Here is an 18,180-nt window from a genome sequence, read left to right as displayed (position 1 = left end):
GCATGGCATTCGAAGAGACCGACGTGGTCGTCATCGGGTCGGGCATGGGCGGGCTCGCGGCGGCCCGGATGCTCGCGCAGTTCGGCGGGGCACGGGTCCTCGTCCTGGAGCAGCACTACACGCTCGGCGGGATGACGCACGAGTTCTCCCGCGAGGACAGGTACCGGTTCGGCACCGGCGTGCACTACATCAGCGCGAACGCGGGTCCGTTCCTGAACTTCATGACCGACGGGCGGGTGCAGCTGCAGCCGCTCCCCGACGACTACGACGTGCTGCACTTTCCCGGGTTCGACTTCGCGGTGCCCGCCACCCTGGCGAGGTTCCGGGCACGGCTGGCCGAACGGTTCCCCGGCGAGGCCGAGGCCATCGACCGCTACTTCCGCAAGGCGCGCCGTGCCATGGCCGGACTCGCGGCGCGCAACGTCCTGTCGTCGCTGCCCGCTCCGCTGCGCGGTGTCGGCTACCCCATCGTCGAGCGGCTGTTCCCGGCCACGTACCGCCCGCTGCGCGACGAGGTTCATCGCAGCGTCACCGACCCGAGGCTCCGGGCGATCCTCCAGGCGCGGTGGGGCCTTTACGGGACGCCACCGGCGAGAAGCGCGTTCGGCTACCACGCCGCCGTCCCGACGACGTTCTTCATGGACGGCACCGCCCACCCGGTGGGCGGCCCGAAGGCGATCAGCGAGGTCGTCCTGGAGATCCTCGGCGAGCACGGCGTCGAACTGCGCACCCGCCAGCTGGTGGAGCGGATCGTCGTCGAGCGGGGCCGGGTGGCCGGTGTCGACGTCCGGGACACCGGCAGCGGGCGCGCCTACCGGGTGAAGGCGCCGACGGTCGTCTCGGCGGCGGGCGTACGCAACACCTATGCCCTGCTGGGCCGCTCGGCCGAGGTGGCGGACCTGCCGGCCGAACCGTCGGCGGTCATGCTCTTCCTCGGTCTCGAGCGGTCCCCGGCCGCGTTCGGGTTACGCGGTGAGAACCACTGGTTCATGCCCGACCTCGACGGTTCCCCGCACGGCACGCTCTACGTCTCGTTCGCCTCCCTCAACAACCCCGCCGCCCGCTTCCACACCGTCGAGGTCCTTGAGCTCGTCGATCCCGCCACGTTCGACCAGTGGCGGGACCGGCCGGAGGAGTACCGGAAGCTCAAGGAGGAGTGGACCGAGCGCCTGCTGGACCGGCTGGAGGAGCGATGGCCGGGTCTCCGGGAGACCGTCGCGTTCGCCGAGCTGGCTACGCCGTTGACGTTCGAGAACTACCAGCACAGCGTCCGCGGCTCGTTCTACGGTCTCGCGGCGACCCCGCAGCGGCTGCGCTCCCGGCTCGCGGGTACGCGTACCCCGGTGAAGGGCCTGGTGGTCGCCGGGCAGGACGCCTGGGGTTCCGGCGTGGTCGGCGCCCTCGCCGGCGGGGTGATGGCGGCCAACGCGGTGCTGCCGCCACGGCGGGTCGGCGCGATGTGGCGGGCGGTGCGCGGCCCGATCGCCCCGCGTCCGGGTGAGTGGCGTGGCTACCTGCGGGTGTCCGGGGTCGAGCCCCTGACCCCGTCGATCAGCAGGATCCGCCTGGTACCGCTCGGCGCCGGAGCGACGCCGTTCGGGTTCGTCGCTGGGCAGTACCTGAAGATCGAGCTGCCGGTCGCGGTCGAGCCGATCGAACGCTCCTACTCGATCTCCAGCGGTCCGGACGTCACGGACTTCGTCGAGATCGCGGTGAAGCGTGAGCCGGACGGCCTCGGCTCCACCTTCCTGCACGACGAGTTGCGGGTCGGGCAGGCCCTGCGGGTGAGCGGGCCGTTCGGCGAGTTCACGTGGGTGCCCGCCGGAGGCGGCGGGACGCTGCTCCTGATCGCCGGCGGCGTCGGTATCACCCCGCTGATGAGCGTCCTGTCCGCCGCCGCCTCCGCCGGGCATCGTGGCCGCGTCGTGCTGCTGGTCGGCTGCCGGGACGAACCGCCGTTCCAGCGCGAACTGGACGAGCTTAGGGCCATCCTGCCCGGCCTGGAGGTGGTCGTCTTCCGGACCGGGCCGGGCGGGCGGGGGCGGATCGACCTCGACGCCCTGCGTCCGTACGCCGCCGGCGTGGACCGCGTGCACCTGTGCGGACCGGAGCCGATGATGCGGGACGTGCTCGGCCACCTGGCGAGGCTCGGCGTGCCCCGGGACATCGTGCGCACCGAGGCGTTCGTGTCGGCCCGCAGTGGCCGGACCCGGCGGGAGCGGGCGCACGCCATCGCGGTCGCGGCCCAGGAGGCCGGCGTCACCGGTTACACGATCGGGACGCCCAGCGGGCACTCCTTCCCGTGCCCGCCGGGACGGACGGTTCTCGACGCCGCGAACGCCGCCCGCGTCCCGTTCCCGCAGTCCTGCGGCGAGGGCGTCTGCGGCACCTGCCGGGTGCGGGTGATCGAGGGCACCTACGAGACCGACGCCCGGGGCATGTTCTCCACCGAGGAGCTCGACCAGGGCTGGCGGCTGGCCTGCCAGACCCTGCCCACCGGTGACCTGGTCATCGATCGCTGACAGCCGGCTCCCGGGGGCGTCAAGAAACCCTCCACAACGCGTTCACTGCGGGCTCGTACCTTTCGATGACCGGCCTCCCCCGGAACGAAGAAGTCATGATTGTGAGGCGCAGAAATGAACGATCGCCGTCCCTGGCCCGATATCGATCCCGACCCGATCCGAGCGCGCGCCATCCGGCAGCTGCACCTCAGACGGGGCCTCCAGGTCCATGTCCTGATCTACGTGCTGGCCAATGCCATCCAGGTGGTCGTGTGGTTCGCGTACACCCCGCAGCAGTTCTTCTGGCCGCTCTGGTCGATCCTCGGCTGGGGCATCGGCCTGCTCTTCCACATCTGGGGCGTGCATTCCGGTGCGGGAATCGACGAGGCGCGTATCGAGCGCGAGATCGACCGGATGCACGGCGGCGGGACGCGTAACTGACCCACCCGGCGGCGCCCCGGTCGGTCACCGGCGAGCGCCGCGTGCACCGAGGAGACCGCGCTCGCGGTGCGGTGCTCCGGTCAGTCGCCCGCGAGCGCCGCGTGCACCGAGGAGACCGCGCTCGCGCCCTCACCGACCGCGGTCGCCACGCGTTTGATCGAGCCCGAGCGCACGTCGCCCACCGCGAACACCCGTGGCGAGCTGGTCTGGAACGGCAGCGCCGACCGGTGATCGGTACGGACGAAGCCGCGCTCGTCCTTGGCCACGCCCGTCAGCCACGCCGACACCGGATCGGCGCCGATGAAGCAGAACAGCGCCCGGCAGCCGAGCCGGTACCGGGCCCCGCCGGGCCGTTCGACGACGATCGACGCGAGGGTGTCCTCGCCGTCCAGGTCACACACCGAGGCGCCGGTGTGCAGGCGGATCGCGGGATGCATGCGGATCCGGTCGGTCAGGTAGGACGACATCCGGGCGCCGAGGTCGGTGCCACGGATGATCAGGTCTACCGACGCGCCGCGGGCGGCCAGGGACAGCGCGGCCTGCCCGCCCGAGTTCGCGCCGCCGACCACGGCCACCGGCTGGTCCTCGTACCCGCGCACCTCCAGGTCGGTCGCCGAGTACCGGATGCAGCCCGCCTTCTCGAACGTCGCCCAGCGCGGGATGCCGAGGCGCCGGTAGTGCGCCCCGGTCGCGGCGATCACCGCGCGCGACTCGATGCGTGAGCCGTCCGCCAGCAGCACCGCCGGCCGGTGTTCGTCGGACGCATCGAGACCCGTGACCGCGCACGGCGAGAAGATCCGCACGCCGAACCTCAGCGCCTGGATCATCGCGAGCCGGGTCAGGTTCTCGCCGCTGACGCCCTGCGGGAAGCCGAGGTAGTTCTCGATCCTGGCGCTCTTGGCGGCCTGACCGCCGATTCCGGACCGGTCGAGGAGCACCGTGACCAGGCCCTCGGACGCCGCGTACACGGCCGAGGCCAGTCCCGCGGGGCCGCTGCCGACCACGACCAGATCGGCCGGACGTCCATCGGACCGGTAGGAGAGGCCGAGCGCGTCGGCGACGGCGCCCGGCGTCACGTTCCGCAGGACCGAGCCGGTGATCACCGCGGCCGGCAGGTCGGCCTCGCCGATCCCCGCCGACCGCATCAGGGCGGGTCCGGATCCCGCTGTCGCGTCGAGCCACACGTGCGGCAGGAGCAGTTGTGTCACGTAGGTGCGCAGGTCCAGCGCCGCCGCGTCGCCCGCCCTGCCGACGATCTCCAAGGCGTTGCCGGCCGCCGCCCGGATGGTGTCACGACGCACCAGGAACGCCTCGATCAGCACGTCGGCGATGTCGACCTGTTCGGCGAGGACCCGGCGCAGCATCGCCGCGCCGACCCGGACCACCGTTCCCGCGGTCACCACACGGGCGGTCAGGTAGACGTGCTGACCGGTGAGCAGGCTCAGTTCGCCGAGGAAGTCCCCGGGGCCGCCCTCGTACACCCGGTGCTCAGGCTTGAGCGCGGTCGCCTCGCGGACGATGTCCACGGTCGCCGAGCGGAGCAGGAAGAGGTCATAGGAGTCGTCACCGGGCGCGTACAGCTCCTGGCCGGGCTCGGCCGGCTCGACGTCACCGTACGAGGCGAGCCGCCGGAACTGCTCGTCGTCCAGGCGCGGGCCGCTCGGCGGGTTCGGTACGGGATCCGCGTTCATGCTCAGATCCTGTCGGCGTCGAGTTGACGGCTTGTTCCCGTGACGGGAGATCGGATTCAGTGCCTGTCCACAACGGGCTCCTAGCGTTCGTCGTAGTCAGGGTGCAACGGCTCGCTGACCGATCGACGAGGGAGTAGCACGTGTTGCGCACGATCAGATCCGTGGCGTCAGTCGCCACCACCGCGGCCGTCGTCGCGGGCTTGGGTATTTTCGCCATGACCAGCGCGGAGGCGCACACGGGCGGGCATCCGGGAAAGAAGCCGACGATCGTGCTGGTGCACGGCGCGTTCGCCGACAGCAGCGGGTTCAACGAGGTGACCAGGCGGCTGCTCGCCGACGGTTACCCGGTGGTCGCGGCGGCCAACCCGCTTCGGGGGCTCTCCTACGACGCGGCGCAGGTCAAGGCTCTGCTGCGCAGCCTCCAGGGGCCGATCGTGCTGGTCGGGCACTCCTACGGTGGCGCCGTGATCTCCGGGGCCGCCACCGGCAACGCCGAAGTGAAGGCCCTGGTCTATCTGGGGGCGTTCGTACCGGAGGAGGGCGAGAGCGCGCAGCAGCTGGCCGATCAGTTCCCCGGCAGCACGGTGGGCGAGTCGCTGAAGCCGGTACCGCTGCCGGACGGGCAGGTCGACCTCTACATCGACCCGAAGGTGTTCCACGCCCGGTTCGCGGGAGACGTGCCGGCCAAGGAGGCGGCTCTTTACGCGATCACCCAGCGCCCGGCGACCGGGGCCGCGCTCGGCGAACCGGCGTCCGGTCCGCAGGCCTGGCACACGATTCCGAACTACAACCTGATCAGCGGCGCCGACAAGATCATTCCACCGGCGGCGCAGGAGTTCATGGCCAAGCGGGCCGGCGCCAGGACACAGGTGGTCAAGGGCGCGTCGCACATGCTGTTCGTGTCGCAGCCGGGCACGACGGTCGCGTTCATCGAGAAAGCGGCCCGCGAGACCGCACGCTGAGGCCGTCCGGCCGCGACCTTTTGGGGTCGGCTGTACGGACGTGGGCATGGCGAGCACCGGCGGACCGACGGGGGACGCTCGCCATGCCCGAATGAAACGCGCGAACAGATCGACCTCATGGCCTCCGGTGGGGTCGCCGGATTCGTCTTCGCCCGGGTGGGCGGGCAGGCGGCCTGAGCAGGGGGGATACCGTACCCTCACCGAGGCCTACCTGCACTCCAGCACGATGGGCCGGCCGCTCTACGAGTCGATGGGTTTCCGCCTCGTGGAGACGGGGACCGTGTTCGAAGCACCGTGACGGACGAGACCGGGGGAGAGGTTTCATGAACTTCAGTGAGGACGTGCGCTCCGCCTTCCGGCGTGGTGAGAGCGACGCCGTGGTGCGCATGAGCGAGGCCGAGATCGAGCGGGCCCAGGCGGCCGGCGACCCGGCGGGGGAGGTGGAGGCCCGGTACAGCCTGGCCCGGGTCGCCATCCGCGGCGGTGACCTGCCCGGCGGGGAGGCCAGGGCGCGGGAGGCGCTCGCGGTCGCGCTGCGCTCCGGTGACCGGAGCCTTGAGGAACGGCCTAGGCACGTACTGGCCGCCGTGGCGCGCATGTCGGGCGACCTGCCGCGCGCCCGGGTTCTGTACCGGGAGAGCATCGCACTCAACGAGGCGCTCGACCGGCCCGAGACGGTCAACTCCGAGTATCACAACCTCGCGTTCTGCGAGCTGGGCTTGGGCAACCTCGACGTGGCGGGGAAACTGTTCGCCGAGGGCCGTGAGCAGGTGTTCCGCAACGGCTGGGCCGACTTCGTGCCGTGCGTCTGCGTGGCGGGCGCCGCGTTCGCCTCGGCCGAGGGTGATCACGCGAGGGCGGCGCGGCTGACCGGCGTCGCGGACGCCGCGTTCGCGTCGCTCGGCCAGGTCCCGGATCCTGACGACGCGGCCGACCTGGCCAAGGTACGCGCCGCCGCCGTCGAGGCGCTCGGCCCGGACACCTTCGGCGAGGAGTACGCGCGAGGCCGGCTCCTCGACCCGCGCGCGGCGTTCGCCGACGATCAGGCCTCGGACGGCTGAATCCCTGTCTGGCCGATCCGCCGCCTGGTCGCGTCAGGTGCTCCCGACGGCCTGCCCGTCGTTCTCCTCGTGCGAGGCCGTGTGTCGTGAGACCGGTACCACGATCTCTTCGGTGTCCTTGTGGCGTGTCACCCAGAGATGGACCAGCGCGCCGACGAACAGCACGATCGAGGTCCACTGGTTGATCCGCAGCCCCAGGAGCGTCACCGCGTGGTCCACCCCGCCCACCGGGTCGATCCGCAGCCCCTCGATCCAGAACCGCCCGAACGTGTAGCCGGCGACGTAGAGGGCGAACAGGCGGCCGTGGCGCAGCGTGAACCGCCTGCCGGCCAGGATCAGCCCGAAACCGAGCGCCGCGTCCCACAGCGACTCGTACAGGAACGTCGGGTGGTAGAGCACGCCTGGCGCGCCGCCGTGCGCCTGGTCGATCTCCAGGCCCCACGGCAACGTGGTCGGACCGCCGTACAGCTCCTGGTTGAACCAGTTGCCCCAGCGGGCGATCGCCTGCCCGAACGCGATGGCGGGCGCGACCGTGTCGGCCACCGGGCCCAGAGACAGCCCCCGGCGGCGGCAGGCCAGCCACACGCCCACCCCACCCAGGGCGACCGCTCCCCAGATGCTCAGCCCGCCCTCCCAGATGAACAGCGCCTGGTAGGGCTCCTTGATCGCGCGCGGGCCGAAGTAGGTCTGCCAGTCGGTGATGACGTGGTAGAGGCGAGCGCCGATCAGACCGAAGACCACGCCGGGGAACGCGATGTCGCTGATCGCGCCCTTCTCACCGCCGCGTGCGCGCCAGCGGCGCTCGCTCAGCCAGACACCGAAGCCGATCGCGACGATGAAGCACAGAGCGTAGGCCCGGATCGGGATGAATCCGAGATACCAGACCCCTTCGGCAGGGCTCGGAATCGAAGCAAGGGGCATGCCGGTGAGGCTAACCAACGCAGGGCCCCCCGGCCCCTTTCGTGACCTGATCGCAAACCTTCTACGACGCGACGCGGCATAGACGAACCCGTGATGCATTGAACGGCGGTGTTGATACGGTACTCCGAACCACGGGCCGCCCTCATCCGGGCGCGGCCCGCATTCATGCACGCGTCTCCGCGGCAACCGCGATCACGCCTGCGGCCGCGCCGGGAAGAAATGGGCCTCGCTCCGCTCGGACAGTTCTTCTTGGGGCTCCCGCCCCAAACCCCAAGGCAGGGGCTCCGCCCCCCCACCCCCGAACCCCACGAACGCGAGCCGTCTCTCGTTGTCGATCGTCAGGTAAGAGCACAAGCCGTTAGCCATCACAGGGTGGCGAGGGGCGATGACCTGACATTCGCTGATCGAGTGGTAGATCGCGGCCAGGCGCGATGGGGGGTGCCGTCGGATGATGGTCAAGGTGCTTCAGCAAGTCGCGGTCGCATCCACGGGTAGGGATCGCTAAGCGGCTTCCGTCTCGCCCGGCGGTCCTGCTGTATTTGCTGGAGCGGCTCGCCGGCAGTGTAAAAACGCCCTCTTCCATTGCCGTGTGGAATCAGGAGTCCGGAACCAGCAAGAGCCGCCAGGTCCCGGGTGGCTGTCTGTTCCTCAACGTCAGTACGCTTCAGATACCCGGCCCGCCGAACCCGATAGCCCAAGACAGCGTCGAACATCGCGTCGATCGTGCGTTCAGGAAGCGCGTGCTCCGCGATGAGTGCGTCGAGTTCGATCCAAGTGGTTCCAGCTTCCTCAACCCGCTGAGCCACCGTCTGGGCTTGCATGTGGTGGGCGCGGAGGCCGAATGAAATCCAGAGATGCGCATCGTGGCGTGGCTGCCATGAACCGTGGCCGGTGAGAGCCAGGGCAGCGTAGTAGTCATCGGTGTTCGCCCCAAGCCACTCTTCGATGCTGGAGAATTCGGGTTCGCCGATGTCCGACCTCGTCAGTACAGATGTCGCGAGGGCGCGAGCCATACGCCCGTTCCCGTCACGAAAAGGGTGAATCATCACTAGATTCAAGTGCGCCATTGCCGAGCGCACCACGGGGTCGATGTCCGAATCAGAGTGCAAGCTTGCTACCAGCGCATCCATGAGTGCCGGCACGTCGGCTGCATCGGGGCCTTCGTAGACCAGATCTGAGCGCTCATCATGCACGAATACCGGGCCTTTGCGATAGCGGCCGGGAGACTTTGCTGGATCGTGTCGCAGCATCATGTAGTGCATTGCGCGAATCTCAGTGGCATCAAAGGTTGAGTAGTCATCCTCGCCCATCGCCAGTACGTAGCCCAGGGCGTGACGATATCCTTGAATCTCAAGGAAAGTACGCTCGTCGGCACTGATCGGTTCCTCGTCGTCGATAGCGGCTGCCGCGTCATCTTCGGCGACTTGATAGCCTTCAATGCTGTTTGATCCTCTGATGGCGCGGGCGAGCGCGGATCGACGCAAGCCCCCCTCCCAGCGCTTGGGCGTTTTCAGCAGGTGGCGAAGTTGCTTGCGCATCTGGTGGATCTCGGCCAGAACCGCACGGTCCTCGGTAGTCAAGGGGGGCGTGACATAGATCGCGAGATGTTGCGATGACGACTTCATGCAGTCATCCTACCCTTCAGATGACTGCTTCAAGTAAACATGTCGTCATCACGGTTCTTTTCGATCTTGTCCGGCTCCTGGCAGGAGCGTGGAGTTGGTGCCAGTAGATGATCTTGGTGCTGGGTTCGCCTACACGGTCGGCCTATGGCATATCCCGGGCCGCCCCCTCCGGCGGCGGGAGGATCGCGCTTACGTCGCCCGATTGCTGCGGATCGCCGAGCTGATCATTCGTGATGGTTCTCACGATGCCGGTCGCGCGGGGTAGCAGAGGCGAGAAGCTCGATTTTGGTCAGCCTTCGATGAAGCGCCAGCCTTCGGTGAGGGTGGGGGCGTTGGTGGTGCCCTGTTGGGAGCCCTGGTCCCAGCAGCGGGTGAAGCCGTTCGGGATGGCCGGCCAGGCTCGTACCGTCTGGACGTTGTAGACCACGTCGAACGCCTGTATTCCGTACTGTCCGGTCACCCGGGTGCGGGGCGCGACGACGAGGCTGGCGTTCACGCCGATGGCGGTGGTGCGTTCCTGGACGATCTGGGTGCTGACGCTGGCCTGGAGGGACTTGGTCAGTTCCGCGGTCGTGCCCACGGTGGCCGTGATGATGATCCGGAAGGTCCGCGACTGGGATGAGGTGAACGTCGCGGTGATCGGCGTGTCGGCGAGGGTGTTGTCGACGACGCGGGCGTCGCTCACGTTGAACGTCGAGGCCGCGGAGACCGCGGTGTACCGGTACCCCTCGTAGTAGGGCACGCGGCCGATGGTGAACTGACGCCACACGATGTTGGGGTCGCTGGGGCAGGTGATGACCGGGCCGAAGTCGGTGGCGTGCGCGACGCCCGGAGTGGTCACGATTCCCAGGCCGGAGATCAGGGCGGCGAGCGCGGTGAACACGGGAAGCCGCCCGCGCCACCCGTTGAGCTTGCCGGCGATTCCCGGCCGACGCCGGTCGTGCGCGTCAATCGACACGTTGGCCACCTTCCGCCTTCATTCGACCTCGGGTAATCCGGCCCGGAGAACCGGCCGGTCCGGCCACCCGGACCGCGCGGCGGAGCCGCTCAGGGTGCCGTTTAAGATCCGTGAACATGCATACTGTGATCTCTGTCACGGGGGCTGTCAATGGCCCCGCCGAGGGGACGGCGGGGCCGGGAGCGGGGGCTGTGGGGGGTCAGGTGGTGAAGGTCACGTCGCTGCACATGAAGAACGTCTGGTCCATGTGCGAGGCCTGCCAGATCATGTAGACCACGGCGCGCCCGGTGCGGCCCGAGGTGCTCAGATTGACCGAGTAGTACGGGGCGGGGGCGTACTTACCGGTCTTGGTGAGCAACTGCAGGTCGCTCCAGGTGAGGGCCTGACGGGTGGGGTCGAAACCCGGACGGGTCACGTAGACGAGGAGATAGTCGGCGCCGTGATTGGCCTGGTCCCACAGTTTGACGGTGAAGGTGTTGCGTACGGTGGTCGCCTTCCACGCGCCGGGCACGTCCATCGCGTTGTAGCGGCCGCTCTCGGCGTGGCCGCCGCTGCAGAGCTGGCCGTTCGGGACCCCGGCCTGGAAGTTGCCGCCGAGGTTCATGCGGTAGAGGCCGTTCCAGTTCCACATGGCGTTGGTGTCGGTCTGCCACGCCTGCCAGCACATGGGATCCTGCTGCGCCATGGCCGGGTTCTGGAAGTCGCTTCCCCAGCGCGCCCAGCAGCCGTAGTGGCGGGAGGCCGGGTCCACGAGCGAGCCGTGGGCGGAGGCGGCGCCGGCCCAGGTCACCACGAAGGCCATCATGGCGGTCAGCAGGGCCGTGGCACGGACGGCCCAGCGGCGAGCCCGGGCATGGGGGTGGGAATGCACTTTGGGTCTCCGATCTTTCGCGGGGGTCCGAGTTCCGGGAGCGCTCCCCGATCCGGTGCCGCGATCGTAAATGACCCGAATTAGTTTGGATATCTATCCAACAAAGTCAGATGGTGGGGGCGTCGGGCCCAGGGTGATCCAAAGGGTGATGACCTGGCTGTTCGCCGGTTGTGAAGGGTCGACCGACTGGTGTCTATGTCTGTACTTTTCATCGTTAAGCCGACATTTGGCTGAGTGCGCCGTTCGTCCGTCGCGCGGCCGTGGTCGCCCACGACGCGAAGGGCGCCGGCCGAAAGTACGCCCGGTTCTCTGGCCGATCGGCCGGTTCAGGTCGAGCCCTTCCGCCGATGAGCCGTCGCCGTTCCGGGGTCAGGATCAGGGCATGACCGACCAGAGCACGACGGGACACCTCCCGAGCCCGGCACCAGACGGACGACCGGCCGGCCGGACCAGGGCGGGGAAGCCCTCCCGACGGGCCGGATGGCTCGGCCCCGCCGGGCTGATCGCGCTCAGCGTCGTGCCCATGGTCGCCGGCGCGGCCCGCATGACCGAGCTGGCGGGCGGCCCGGAGATGACCGCGGAGAACGCGCGTTACGTCGTGATGCCCCTGCCCGTGATGCTGCACATTCCGAGCGCCGTCCTGTTCTGCGTGCTGGGGGCCCTGCAGTTCGCCCCCCGGTTCCGCCGCCGCCGGCCCGGCTGGCACCGCGTCACCGGCCGGCTCCTGGTCCCGTGCGGGATCGTCGCGGCGGCCTCGGGGCTGTGGATGACGCTGTTCGCCGGCCGCCATCCCGCCGACGGTGACCTCCTCGCCGTCATCCGCGTCATGTTCGGCACGGCCATGATCGCGGCCATCGTCCTCGGCTTCGTCGCGATCCGGCGGCGGGACTTCGCCCGGCACCGCGCCTGGATGATCCGCGGCTACGCGATCGGCCAGGGCGCGGGCACGCAGGTGCTGACCCACCTCCCCTCGCTGCTGATCTTCGGCCCGCCCGGGCAGTTCACCAAGGCGATGCTCATGCTGGCCGGCTGGCTGATCAACATCGCCGTGGCCGAGTGGATCATTCGCAGGGAGCCGGCCCGTGTCCTCGCGGGCGGACGGCGCACGTCACCGTCCCCGAGCGTCGGCCGCGTCAGCTCCTGACGCGCCGGGTCTCGTAGGCCCAGATGACGATCTCGACCCGGTTGCGGGCGCCGAGCTTGGCCATGAGGCTCGCGACGTGGGACTTGACGGTGCTGAGGGAGACGTAGAACTCGCCGGCGATCTCGCTGTTGGTCAGCCCGCGCGCCACGGCGGCGAGGATCTGTTCCTCCCGGTCCGTCAGCGCCTCGGCGGGCCGCGCCGGCGCCGGGGCGGGCCCGTTGGCGGCGAAGGTCCGCAGCAGGCGCGCGGTGACGCTCGGGGCGATCAGGGCGTCACCCGCCGCGGCGGCGTGGACCGCCTCGGAGAGCAGCGCGGCACCGGCGTCCTTGAGCAGGAACCCCCGGGCCCCGGCCCGCAGGGCGGCGTAGACGTACTCGTCGAGGTCGAACGTGGTGATGACGACGACGGCCAGCGGGTCGGCGACCTCCGGGCCGGCGAGGGTGCGGGTGGCCTGAATGCCGTCGACGCCGGGCATGCGGATGTCGAACAGGCACACATCGGGGCGCAGGCGCCGCGCGAGCTCGACGGCCCGCCGCCCGTCAGCGGCCTCGCCGATGACCTCGATGTCCGGCTGGGCGTCGAGGATCATCGCCAGCCCGGTGCGGACGATCTCCTGGTCGTCGGCGACGATCACCCTGATGCTCATGCCACCGACCCGGTGCGGGGCAGCACGGCCGTGACGGTCCAGCCTCGGCCGGGGTCCGGGCCGGCCTCGCAGGTGCCGCCGAGCAGGCCGGCGCGTTCGGTCATGCCGATGAGCCCGTATCCCGGCGTCACGGTCGCGCGTACGGGGCCGGGGTCGCCGTCGTCGCGCACCCGCAGGCGCACCGACGTGTCGTCGGCGGTGACGCGGACCTCGATGCGCGTGGCGTGCCGGGCGTGCCGCCGGGCGTTGGTGATCGACTCCTGGGCTAGGCGGTAGATCGCGGCCCCGACCGATGGCGGCAGGTCGCCGAGGTCACCGTGCACCTCCACCTCGACCGACGGCCCGGAACGGGCGCGGCTCGCGAGCTGTTCGAGGTCGGCGATGGACCGGCCGGGCGCCAGGTCCGCCGGCTGGTCCCGCCGCAGCGCGCGGACCATGGTGCGCATCTCGGCGAGGGCGCGCGACGCCTCGGCCTCGATCACGCGGAGCGCGTCGGTCGCCGCGTCCGGGCGCGACACGGAGGTGGCGAGGCCCGCCTGGGCGCGGATCGCCATGGCCGAGACGTGGTGGGCGACGGTGTCGTGCAGGTCGCGGGCCAGTTGCTCGCGTTCGAGCAGCTTGATCTGGTCGACCTCGCGCATCCGGGCCCTGGCCCGGAACCGGAACGCGGCGCCGAGGGCGATGACCGAGAACAGGACGGCGAACCCGCCGATCAGGTCGCCGAGGTCGAGGCCGCCGGAGACCACCCAGACCAGGATCTTGGCGACGATGATCGCCAGCCCGATCACGGTCTCGCGCCCGGACCCCCACCGGAACAGCGCGTACGGCAGGAGCAGCAGGAACGCCATCGTGTACGTCTCGGGCGTGCCGCCGCCCAGCGCCAGCGGGACCAGGCCCGTGCCGCCGAAGCCGATCGCGACCATCAGCAGGGGTCTGGTCCGGCGCCACAGCAGGGTGGGCATCAGCCCGAGGGTCATGGTCAGCGCGACGGCCCGCCACGGAAGGTCCGGCCGCAGCACCCCTTCGACCACGCCGAACGGCGCGAGCACCCCCACGAGCGCCCAGTCCCGCCACACACGTGACGGCACATGAGGGGGACGGGGCTCGTCCCACACAGAGCGGACAAGGGCGAGCACGTAGTCATCGTACGAGAGCCACGGCCATCGCGGATCAGCCCAAAGTACGACACACGCGTTTCGAGACGGGGCGGCTCAGGATCGCGGTGCGGTACTCGGGGCGACGTGCACGGTGCGCAGGCGGGCGGGTACGGCCCACCACTGGTCGGGCCGGTCGACCACGGGGGCGTCCAGCCCGTCCTGGACGACGCGGGCGAGGCGGAGCAGGTAGGCGGCGATCCCGGCCGCGCCCTGCATCCACGTGGTGCCGGGCGGCAGGAGCGGCGGATCCTGGCGGTACTCCACGAACCGCCAGCGCGTGCCGTCCCGGTCGCGGATCGCGCGCTCGGCGAGGGCGTCCCCCATGATGCGCGCGGCGTCCAGGAGCGTCGCGGCCCGCGCGGGGTCCGGGTCGTCCTGGGCGGCGTCCAGCAGCGCCTCACCGACGCCCGCGGTCCCGCAGCAGCGGCCGTCGTTGTCCCAGAACCCGGGACGGAGCCGCCGGGGGAGCCCGGAGCCGAGGACGGAGTCGAGACACCGCCGCCGCAGGCCGGCGACCGGGTGGCCGTCGACCTCGGTCACGCCGGCGTGCGCCAGGGCCGCGAACACGTAGGAGGTGCCGGCCGGCCCGTGGCACCACGTGTACGTCACCGGCTCCACCTCCCGCGTGGAGGGCGGGATCGTGTGCGGGATGACGAACCCGCCGCCGTCCAGGGAGCCCACGGTCAGAAGGTGCCGGGCGCCGCGCTCGGCGGCCCGCACGAAGTCCTGGCGGCCCAGGGCCACCCCGGCCACGGCCAGCGCGCTCGCGACGCCGGCGGTGCCGTGCGAGAAGTTCGGCGTCCGGGACGGCGCGCCGGGCACCATCCCCCAGTCCAGGCCGGCCTCGGTACGCTCGGCGGCGCGCAGCAGGGCTTCGCCGCCGGTGGCCGCGATCGTCTCGGCGTGCTCGCCGCCGGCCCAGATCGCGGCCAGCACCACCCCGGCCGTGCCCGAGATGATGTCCGTCCTCGGCGCGTCGGAGCCCGGGTCGATCTGGAGCGTGGTCTTCCATCCCGCCGGGGTCATCAGCTCGGCGAGCCGTCGCAGCGCGACCGCCTCGCCGCCCCCGTCGAGCATCTTCAGCGCCACCGCGTCGCCGGCCAGCCCGTCGTACAGCGAGGGCTCCGCCCGGACGGCCGCCTGGGCGCGGAGCCGGGCCACGATGCGGGCCGAGAGGTCCCGCTCGGCGTCGCTCAGCGCGCGGTAAGTGGCGATCTCGGCCAGCACCGGCGCCAGGCCGCCGATCCCCGCGTACAGCGAGTCGCGGTCGTCGGCCGGCGCCGGCCGCTCCCCGTCCTCCGGCACCGCCTCCGGGAGCCACGGGCCGTCGTCGTCCCGCACGAGGCCCAGGACCCACGACCAAGCGGACTCACCCAACTCGCGATACGCCTCAATCGCCACCACCCGGACAGCCTAAGGCGCCCACCGCCGGGTCACGGACGGCCTCCCCGTGAGGCGATGTGTGGGGGGATCGGTGGCAGGGCGCAGGACGGCTCGCAGCAGGGCGCCGGAGCCGGCGGGGGAGGGGTCGGCCACGACGAGGGTGCCGCCGTGCGCGTGGGCGATGTCCCTGGCGATCGCGAGGCCGAGGCCGGAGCCGCCGGCGTCGCGGGTGCGCGCCTCGTCGAGCCTGGTGAACCGGTCGAACACCGACTCGCGGTGCTCGGCGGGGATGCCGGGGCCGTCGTCGGCCACCTCCACCGTCGCGGGCGCGGTCACCCGTACGGTCACCCCGGACTCGGCGTGCCGCACGGCGTTGTCGACGAGGTTGGCGACCATCCGGCCGAGGTGGGAGCGGGAGCCGGGCACGACCACGTCACTGGCGATGTCCAGAGATATCCTGACGTCGTCCCGCCGGCTGCGGAGCGCCTCCTCGGTGGCCACCTGCCCGAGGTCGACCTCCTCGATGCGCAGCGGCTCGCCGGCGTCGAGCCGGGCCAGCAGGAGCAGGTCGGTGGCGAGCCCCTGGATCCGTCCCACGTCGGTCAGCGACTCGCGCGTCAGGTCGGGGGCCTCGCGCGACCCGAGCTCCAGCCGGGTGCGCAGGGTCGCGATCGGGCTGCGCAGCTCGTGCGCCGCGTCGGCGACGAACTGGCGGTGCTGTTCGACGGCGTGTTCCAGCCGGTCCAGGGTCGCGTTCATGGTCCGTGCCAGCCGGGCGACCTCGTCGCCGGTGGCCGGTACGGGCACGCGCTGGTGGAGGTCGCTGGCCGTGATGTCGGCGAACTTCGCGCGGATCGCCGACACCGGCGCCAGCGCGTGCCCGACCAACAGCCAGCTCAGGCCCGCGACCAGCAGCAACAGCACCGGTACGCCCACCATCAGCAGGGTCCTCAGCGTGCCGAGCGCCTCGCGCGCGGGTTCCAGGGAGACGCGCGACCGCACGGAGATCGGCCCGCTCGCGGTGGCCGCCTGGCGTTCGGCGGTGACGTACCCGTTGCTCCAGCTCTGCTCGGCCTCTCCCGAGACCCGCACGTCGGGGTCCGCCGGAAGGGTCCCCGGCGTCGGAAGGGTCCCCGTCGGAAGGGTCCCCGTCGGAAGGGTGCCAGTGGAAAGGGTGCCCGTCGGAAGGGTGACCGCCGACAGGGAGTCCATCGTCCCTTCGACCGCGAGCGTCTTCTTCCCGGCGGACCCGCCGAAGGTGATCGTGTGCACGGCCGCGTCGGCGCGCCGCGCCGCGTCCTCCTCGGCGCTCGCGCGCAGGCTGCGCTGCAGGCTGCCCGTCATGACGGCGGACGCCACCCCGAGCGCGAACGCGACGACGATGGTCGCGACGACCGTCGCCCGGAGCCGCACCGACCAGCGCGTCATGACTCCCCGCCCGTCGCCCCGGAGCCGCACCGGCAAGCGCCTCATGACTCTCCGTCCAGGCGGTACCCGGCTCCGCGTACCGTCACCAGGGTCGACCTGCCGAACGGCGCGTCGATCTTGCGGCGCAGCGCGCTGACGTAGACCTCGATGATGCTCGGATCGCCGTCGTAGGCGAAGTCCCAGGCCTGTTCGAGCAGTTCGGCCTTGGAGACCACCTCGCCCGCCCGCCGCACCAGGGCGTGCAGCACGGCGAACTCCTTCGGCGTCAGCGCGATCTCGGTGGTGCCGCGGCGGCAGCGCAGCCCGGCGGGGTCGACCACCAGGTCGCCCGCGTGGAGCGCGACCGGCCGCTCGCGCCCGCCGCGCCGTACGAGCGCGCGGAGCCGGGCCAGCAGCACCACGTAGGAGAAGGGCTTGGACAGGAAGTCGTCGGCGCCGGTGTCCAGGGCCTCCGCCTCGTCGTACTCGCCGTCCTTCGCGGTGAGCATCATGATCGGCGTCCAGTCGCCGGCGTCGCGGAGGCGGCGGCAGACGATGTACCCGTTGAGCATGGGCAGCATCACGTCGAGCACGATGGCGTCGTAGTGGTTCTCGCTCGCCATCCACAGGCCCTCGCGCCCGTTGCCGGCCACGTCGACCGCGAAGCCCTCCTGGCCCAGCCCGCTCCGCAGCAGATCGGCCAGCCGTTCCTCGTCCTCCACCAGCAGTACACGCATGCCGTACAGCCTGGACGACGGCGGCTAAAGGCAGCCTGAAGATCATTTCTGCCGTCTTCAGCTCCGGTTCAGGTGCCTCGCGGGAATCTGATCACACGACCAGCGAGAAGGAGCCTTTCATGAAGCTTTCCCGTGCCGTCCTCATCGGCGTCCTCGCCCTCGGGCTGACCGGCGCCGTCACGGCCGCCGCCGCCGACGCGGGCGAACCCGCCCCGACGGGATCGGCCCCGCCGGTGACCACGACCACGACCGCGCCCGCCCTCCCGGCCGTCCCGGCCTGCCCGCCTCCTGGCGCGAAGGTCGACACCTTCAAGGTGGAGAACGGCAAGATCTACCACAACGGCGAGGAGGTCGGGACGCTCCCGGCCGAGGGTCCCTCCGTGATCGCGATGAAGGACGGCAAGCTCTACTTCGGCGAGGACGCGAAGGCCCTTCCGACACCCCCGGGCGCAGAGTTCCATACGTCCGTCAAGGGTGAGAAGTCCGTCAAGGATGGGAAGTCCGCCGAAGGTGAGACGTCCGTCAATGTCGAGACGTACGCCGAGGGCGAGCCGTCCGCCACGAGCAAGACGCCCGCCGAGGGCGGGGCGTCCACCGGGGGCGGGCCGTCCCGTATCAGTGGGACGGCCGAGAAGGGCGAGAACCTGAGCTGCTTCGGCGAGTAGCCGCCCAGAG

At 70.9% G+C, this 18,180-nt stretch carries 16 protein-coding genes; 6 read left to right on the top strand and 10 right to left on the bottom strand.

The features are described from left to right. Positions 1-2 precede the first annotated feature (2 nt). Entirely contained in the window at positions 3-2,522 is a 2,520-nt protein-coding gene (locus NYZ98_RS09355) for an FAD-dependent oxidoreductase (RefSeq protein ID WP_262842182.1), read from the top strand. A gap of 114 nt (positions 2,523-2,636) precedes the next feature. Next, positions 2,637-2,942 (top strand): 2TM domain-containing protein, encoded by a 306-nt coding sequence (locus tag NYZ98_RS09350; RefSeq protein ID WP_262842181.1) that lies wholly within the window; start codon positions 2,637-2,639, stop codon positions 2,940-2,942. A gap of 80 nt (positions 2,943-3,022) precedes the next feature. On the opposite strand, the gene NYZ98_RS09345 is transcribed toward NYZ98_RS09350, so the two are convergent. Next, complete coding sequence (locus NYZ98_RS09345; RefSeq protein WP_262842180.1) at positions 3,023-4,633, bottom strand: FAD-dependent oxidoreductase; 1,611 nt, start codon at positions 4,631-4,633, stop codon at positions 3,023-3,025. Positions 4,634-4,794: 161 nt separating this feature from the next. Between NYZ98_RS09345 and NYZ98_RS09340 the strand changes: the two genes are divergently transcribed. Then, on the top strand, positions 4,795-5,595 hold the full coding sequence (locus NYZ98_RS09340; RefSeq protein ID WP_262842179.1) for an alpha/beta fold hydrolase: 801 nt from the start codon (positions 4,795-4,797) through the stop codon (positions 5,593-5,595). Positions 5,596-5,918: 323 nt separating this feature from the next. Further along, positions 5,919-6,656: a hypothetical protein gene (locus NYZ98_RS09335; RefSeq protein ID WP_262842178.1), complete on the top strand. Its 738-nt coding sequence runs from the start codon at positions 5,919-5,921 to the stop codon at positions 6,654-6,656. Between the two features lie 33 nt (positions 6,657-6,689). Here the strand turns inward: NYZ98_RS09335 and lgt are convergent, their stop codons facing one another. The 4 genes from lgt to NYZ98_RS09315 form a co-directional block, all read right to left on the bottom strand. Further along, a complete protein-coding gene (lgt, locus tag NYZ98_RS09330; RefSeq protein WP_262842177.1) occupies positions 6,690-7,577 on the bottom strand; it encodes a prolipoprotein diacylglyceryl transferase in 888 nt (295 codons plus the stop codon). Between the two features lie 455 nt (positions 7,578-8,032). Then, positions 8,033-9,202, bottom strand: coding sequence for a Fic family protein (locus tag NYZ98_RS09325; RefSeq protein WP_262842176.1), 1,170 nt, complete (start codon positions 9,200-9,202; stop codon positions 8,033-8,035). Between the two features lie 289 nt (positions 9,203-9,491). Next, positions 9,492-10,160 carry a hypothetical protein gene (locus NYZ98_RS09320; RefSeq protein ID WP_262842175.1) on the bottom strand — a complete coding sequence of 223 codons (669 nt, stop codon included), beginning with the start codon at positions 10,158-10,160 and terminating at the stop codon, positions 9,492-9,494. Positions 10,161-10,359: 199 nt separating this feature from the next. Then, complete coding sequence (locus NYZ98_RS09315; protein ID WP_380707329.1) at positions 10,360-11,031, bottom strand: lytic polysaccharide monooxygenase auxiliary activity family 9 protein; 672 nt, start codon at positions 11,029-11,031, stop codon at positions 10,360-10,362. Positions 11,032-11,413: 382 nt separating this feature from the next. On the opposite strand from NYZ98_RS09315, the gene NYZ98_RS09310 reads away from it, so the two are divergent. Then, the gene (locus NYZ98_RS09310; protein WP_262842174.1) at positions 11,414-12,175 is read left to right on the top strand and encodes a DUF2306 domain-containing protein; all 762 of its coding nucleotides are present in this window, start codon (positions 11,414-11,416) and stop codon (positions 12,173-12,175) included. Here NYZ98_RS09310 and NYZ98_RS09305 read toward each other — a convergent pair. The 5 genes from NYZ98_RS09305 to NYZ98_RS09285 form a co-directional block, all read right to left on the bottom strand. Further along, entirely contained in the window at positions 12,165-12,821 is a 657-nt protein-coding gene (locus NYZ98_RS09305) for a response regulator transcription factor (protein WP_262842173.1), read from the bottom strand. The two genes, NYZ98_RS09310 and NYZ98_RS09305, sit on opposite strands and share 11 nt — an antisense overlap. Next, entirely contained in the window at positions 12,818-13,957 is a 1,140-nt protein-coding gene (locus NYZ98_RS09300) for a sensor histidine kinase (protein ID WP_262842172.1), read from the bottom strand. Before NYZ98_RS09300 ends, NYZ98_RS09305 begins: the two co-directional genes overlap by 4 nt. A 75-nt stretch (positions 13,958-14,032) precedes the next feature. Next, a complete protein-coding gene (locus tag NYZ98_RS09295) occupies positions 14,033-15,355 on the bottom strand; it encodes a lanthionine synthetase LanC family protein (protein ID WP_262842171.1) in 1,323 nt (440 codons plus the stop codon). A gap of 36 nt (positions 15,356-15,391) precedes the next feature. Then, a complete protein-coding gene (locus NYZ98_RS09290) occupies positions 15,392-16,834 on the bottom strand; it encodes a HAMP domain-containing sensor histidine kinase (RefSeq protein ID WP_262842170.1) in 1,443 nt (480 codons plus the stop codon). Continuing rightward, the gene (locus NYZ98_RS09285; RefSeq protein WP_262842169.1) at positions 16,831-17,505 is read right to left on the bottom strand and encodes a response regulator transcription factor; all 675 of its coding nucleotides are present in this window, start codon (positions 17,503-17,505) and stop codon (positions 16,831-16,833) included. The genes NYZ98_RS09290 and NYZ98_RS09285 overlap by 4 nt, the downstream gene beginning before the upstream one ends. Positions 17,506-17,624: 119 nt before the next feature. On the opposite strand from NYZ98_RS09285, the gene NYZ98_RS09280 reads away from it, so the two are divergent. Next, positions 17,625-18,170: a hypothetical protein gene (locus NYZ98_RS09280; RefSeq protein ID WP_262842168.1), complete on the top strand. Its 546-nt coding sequence runs from the start codon at positions 17,625-17,627 to the stop codon at positions 18,168-18,170. The last annotated feature ends 10 nt before the right edge of the window (positions 18,171-18,180 follow it).

This window comes from Sphaerisporangium corydalis, from assembly GCF_025506355.1.
Classification (GTDB): Bacteria; Actinomycetota; Actinomycetes; order Streptosporangiales; family Streptosporangiaceae; genus Sphaerisporangium; species Sphaerisporangium corydalis.
The sequence above is the reverse complement of the archived record's forward strand: the minus strand, read 5'-3'. Positions and strand labels throughout refer to the sequence as shown.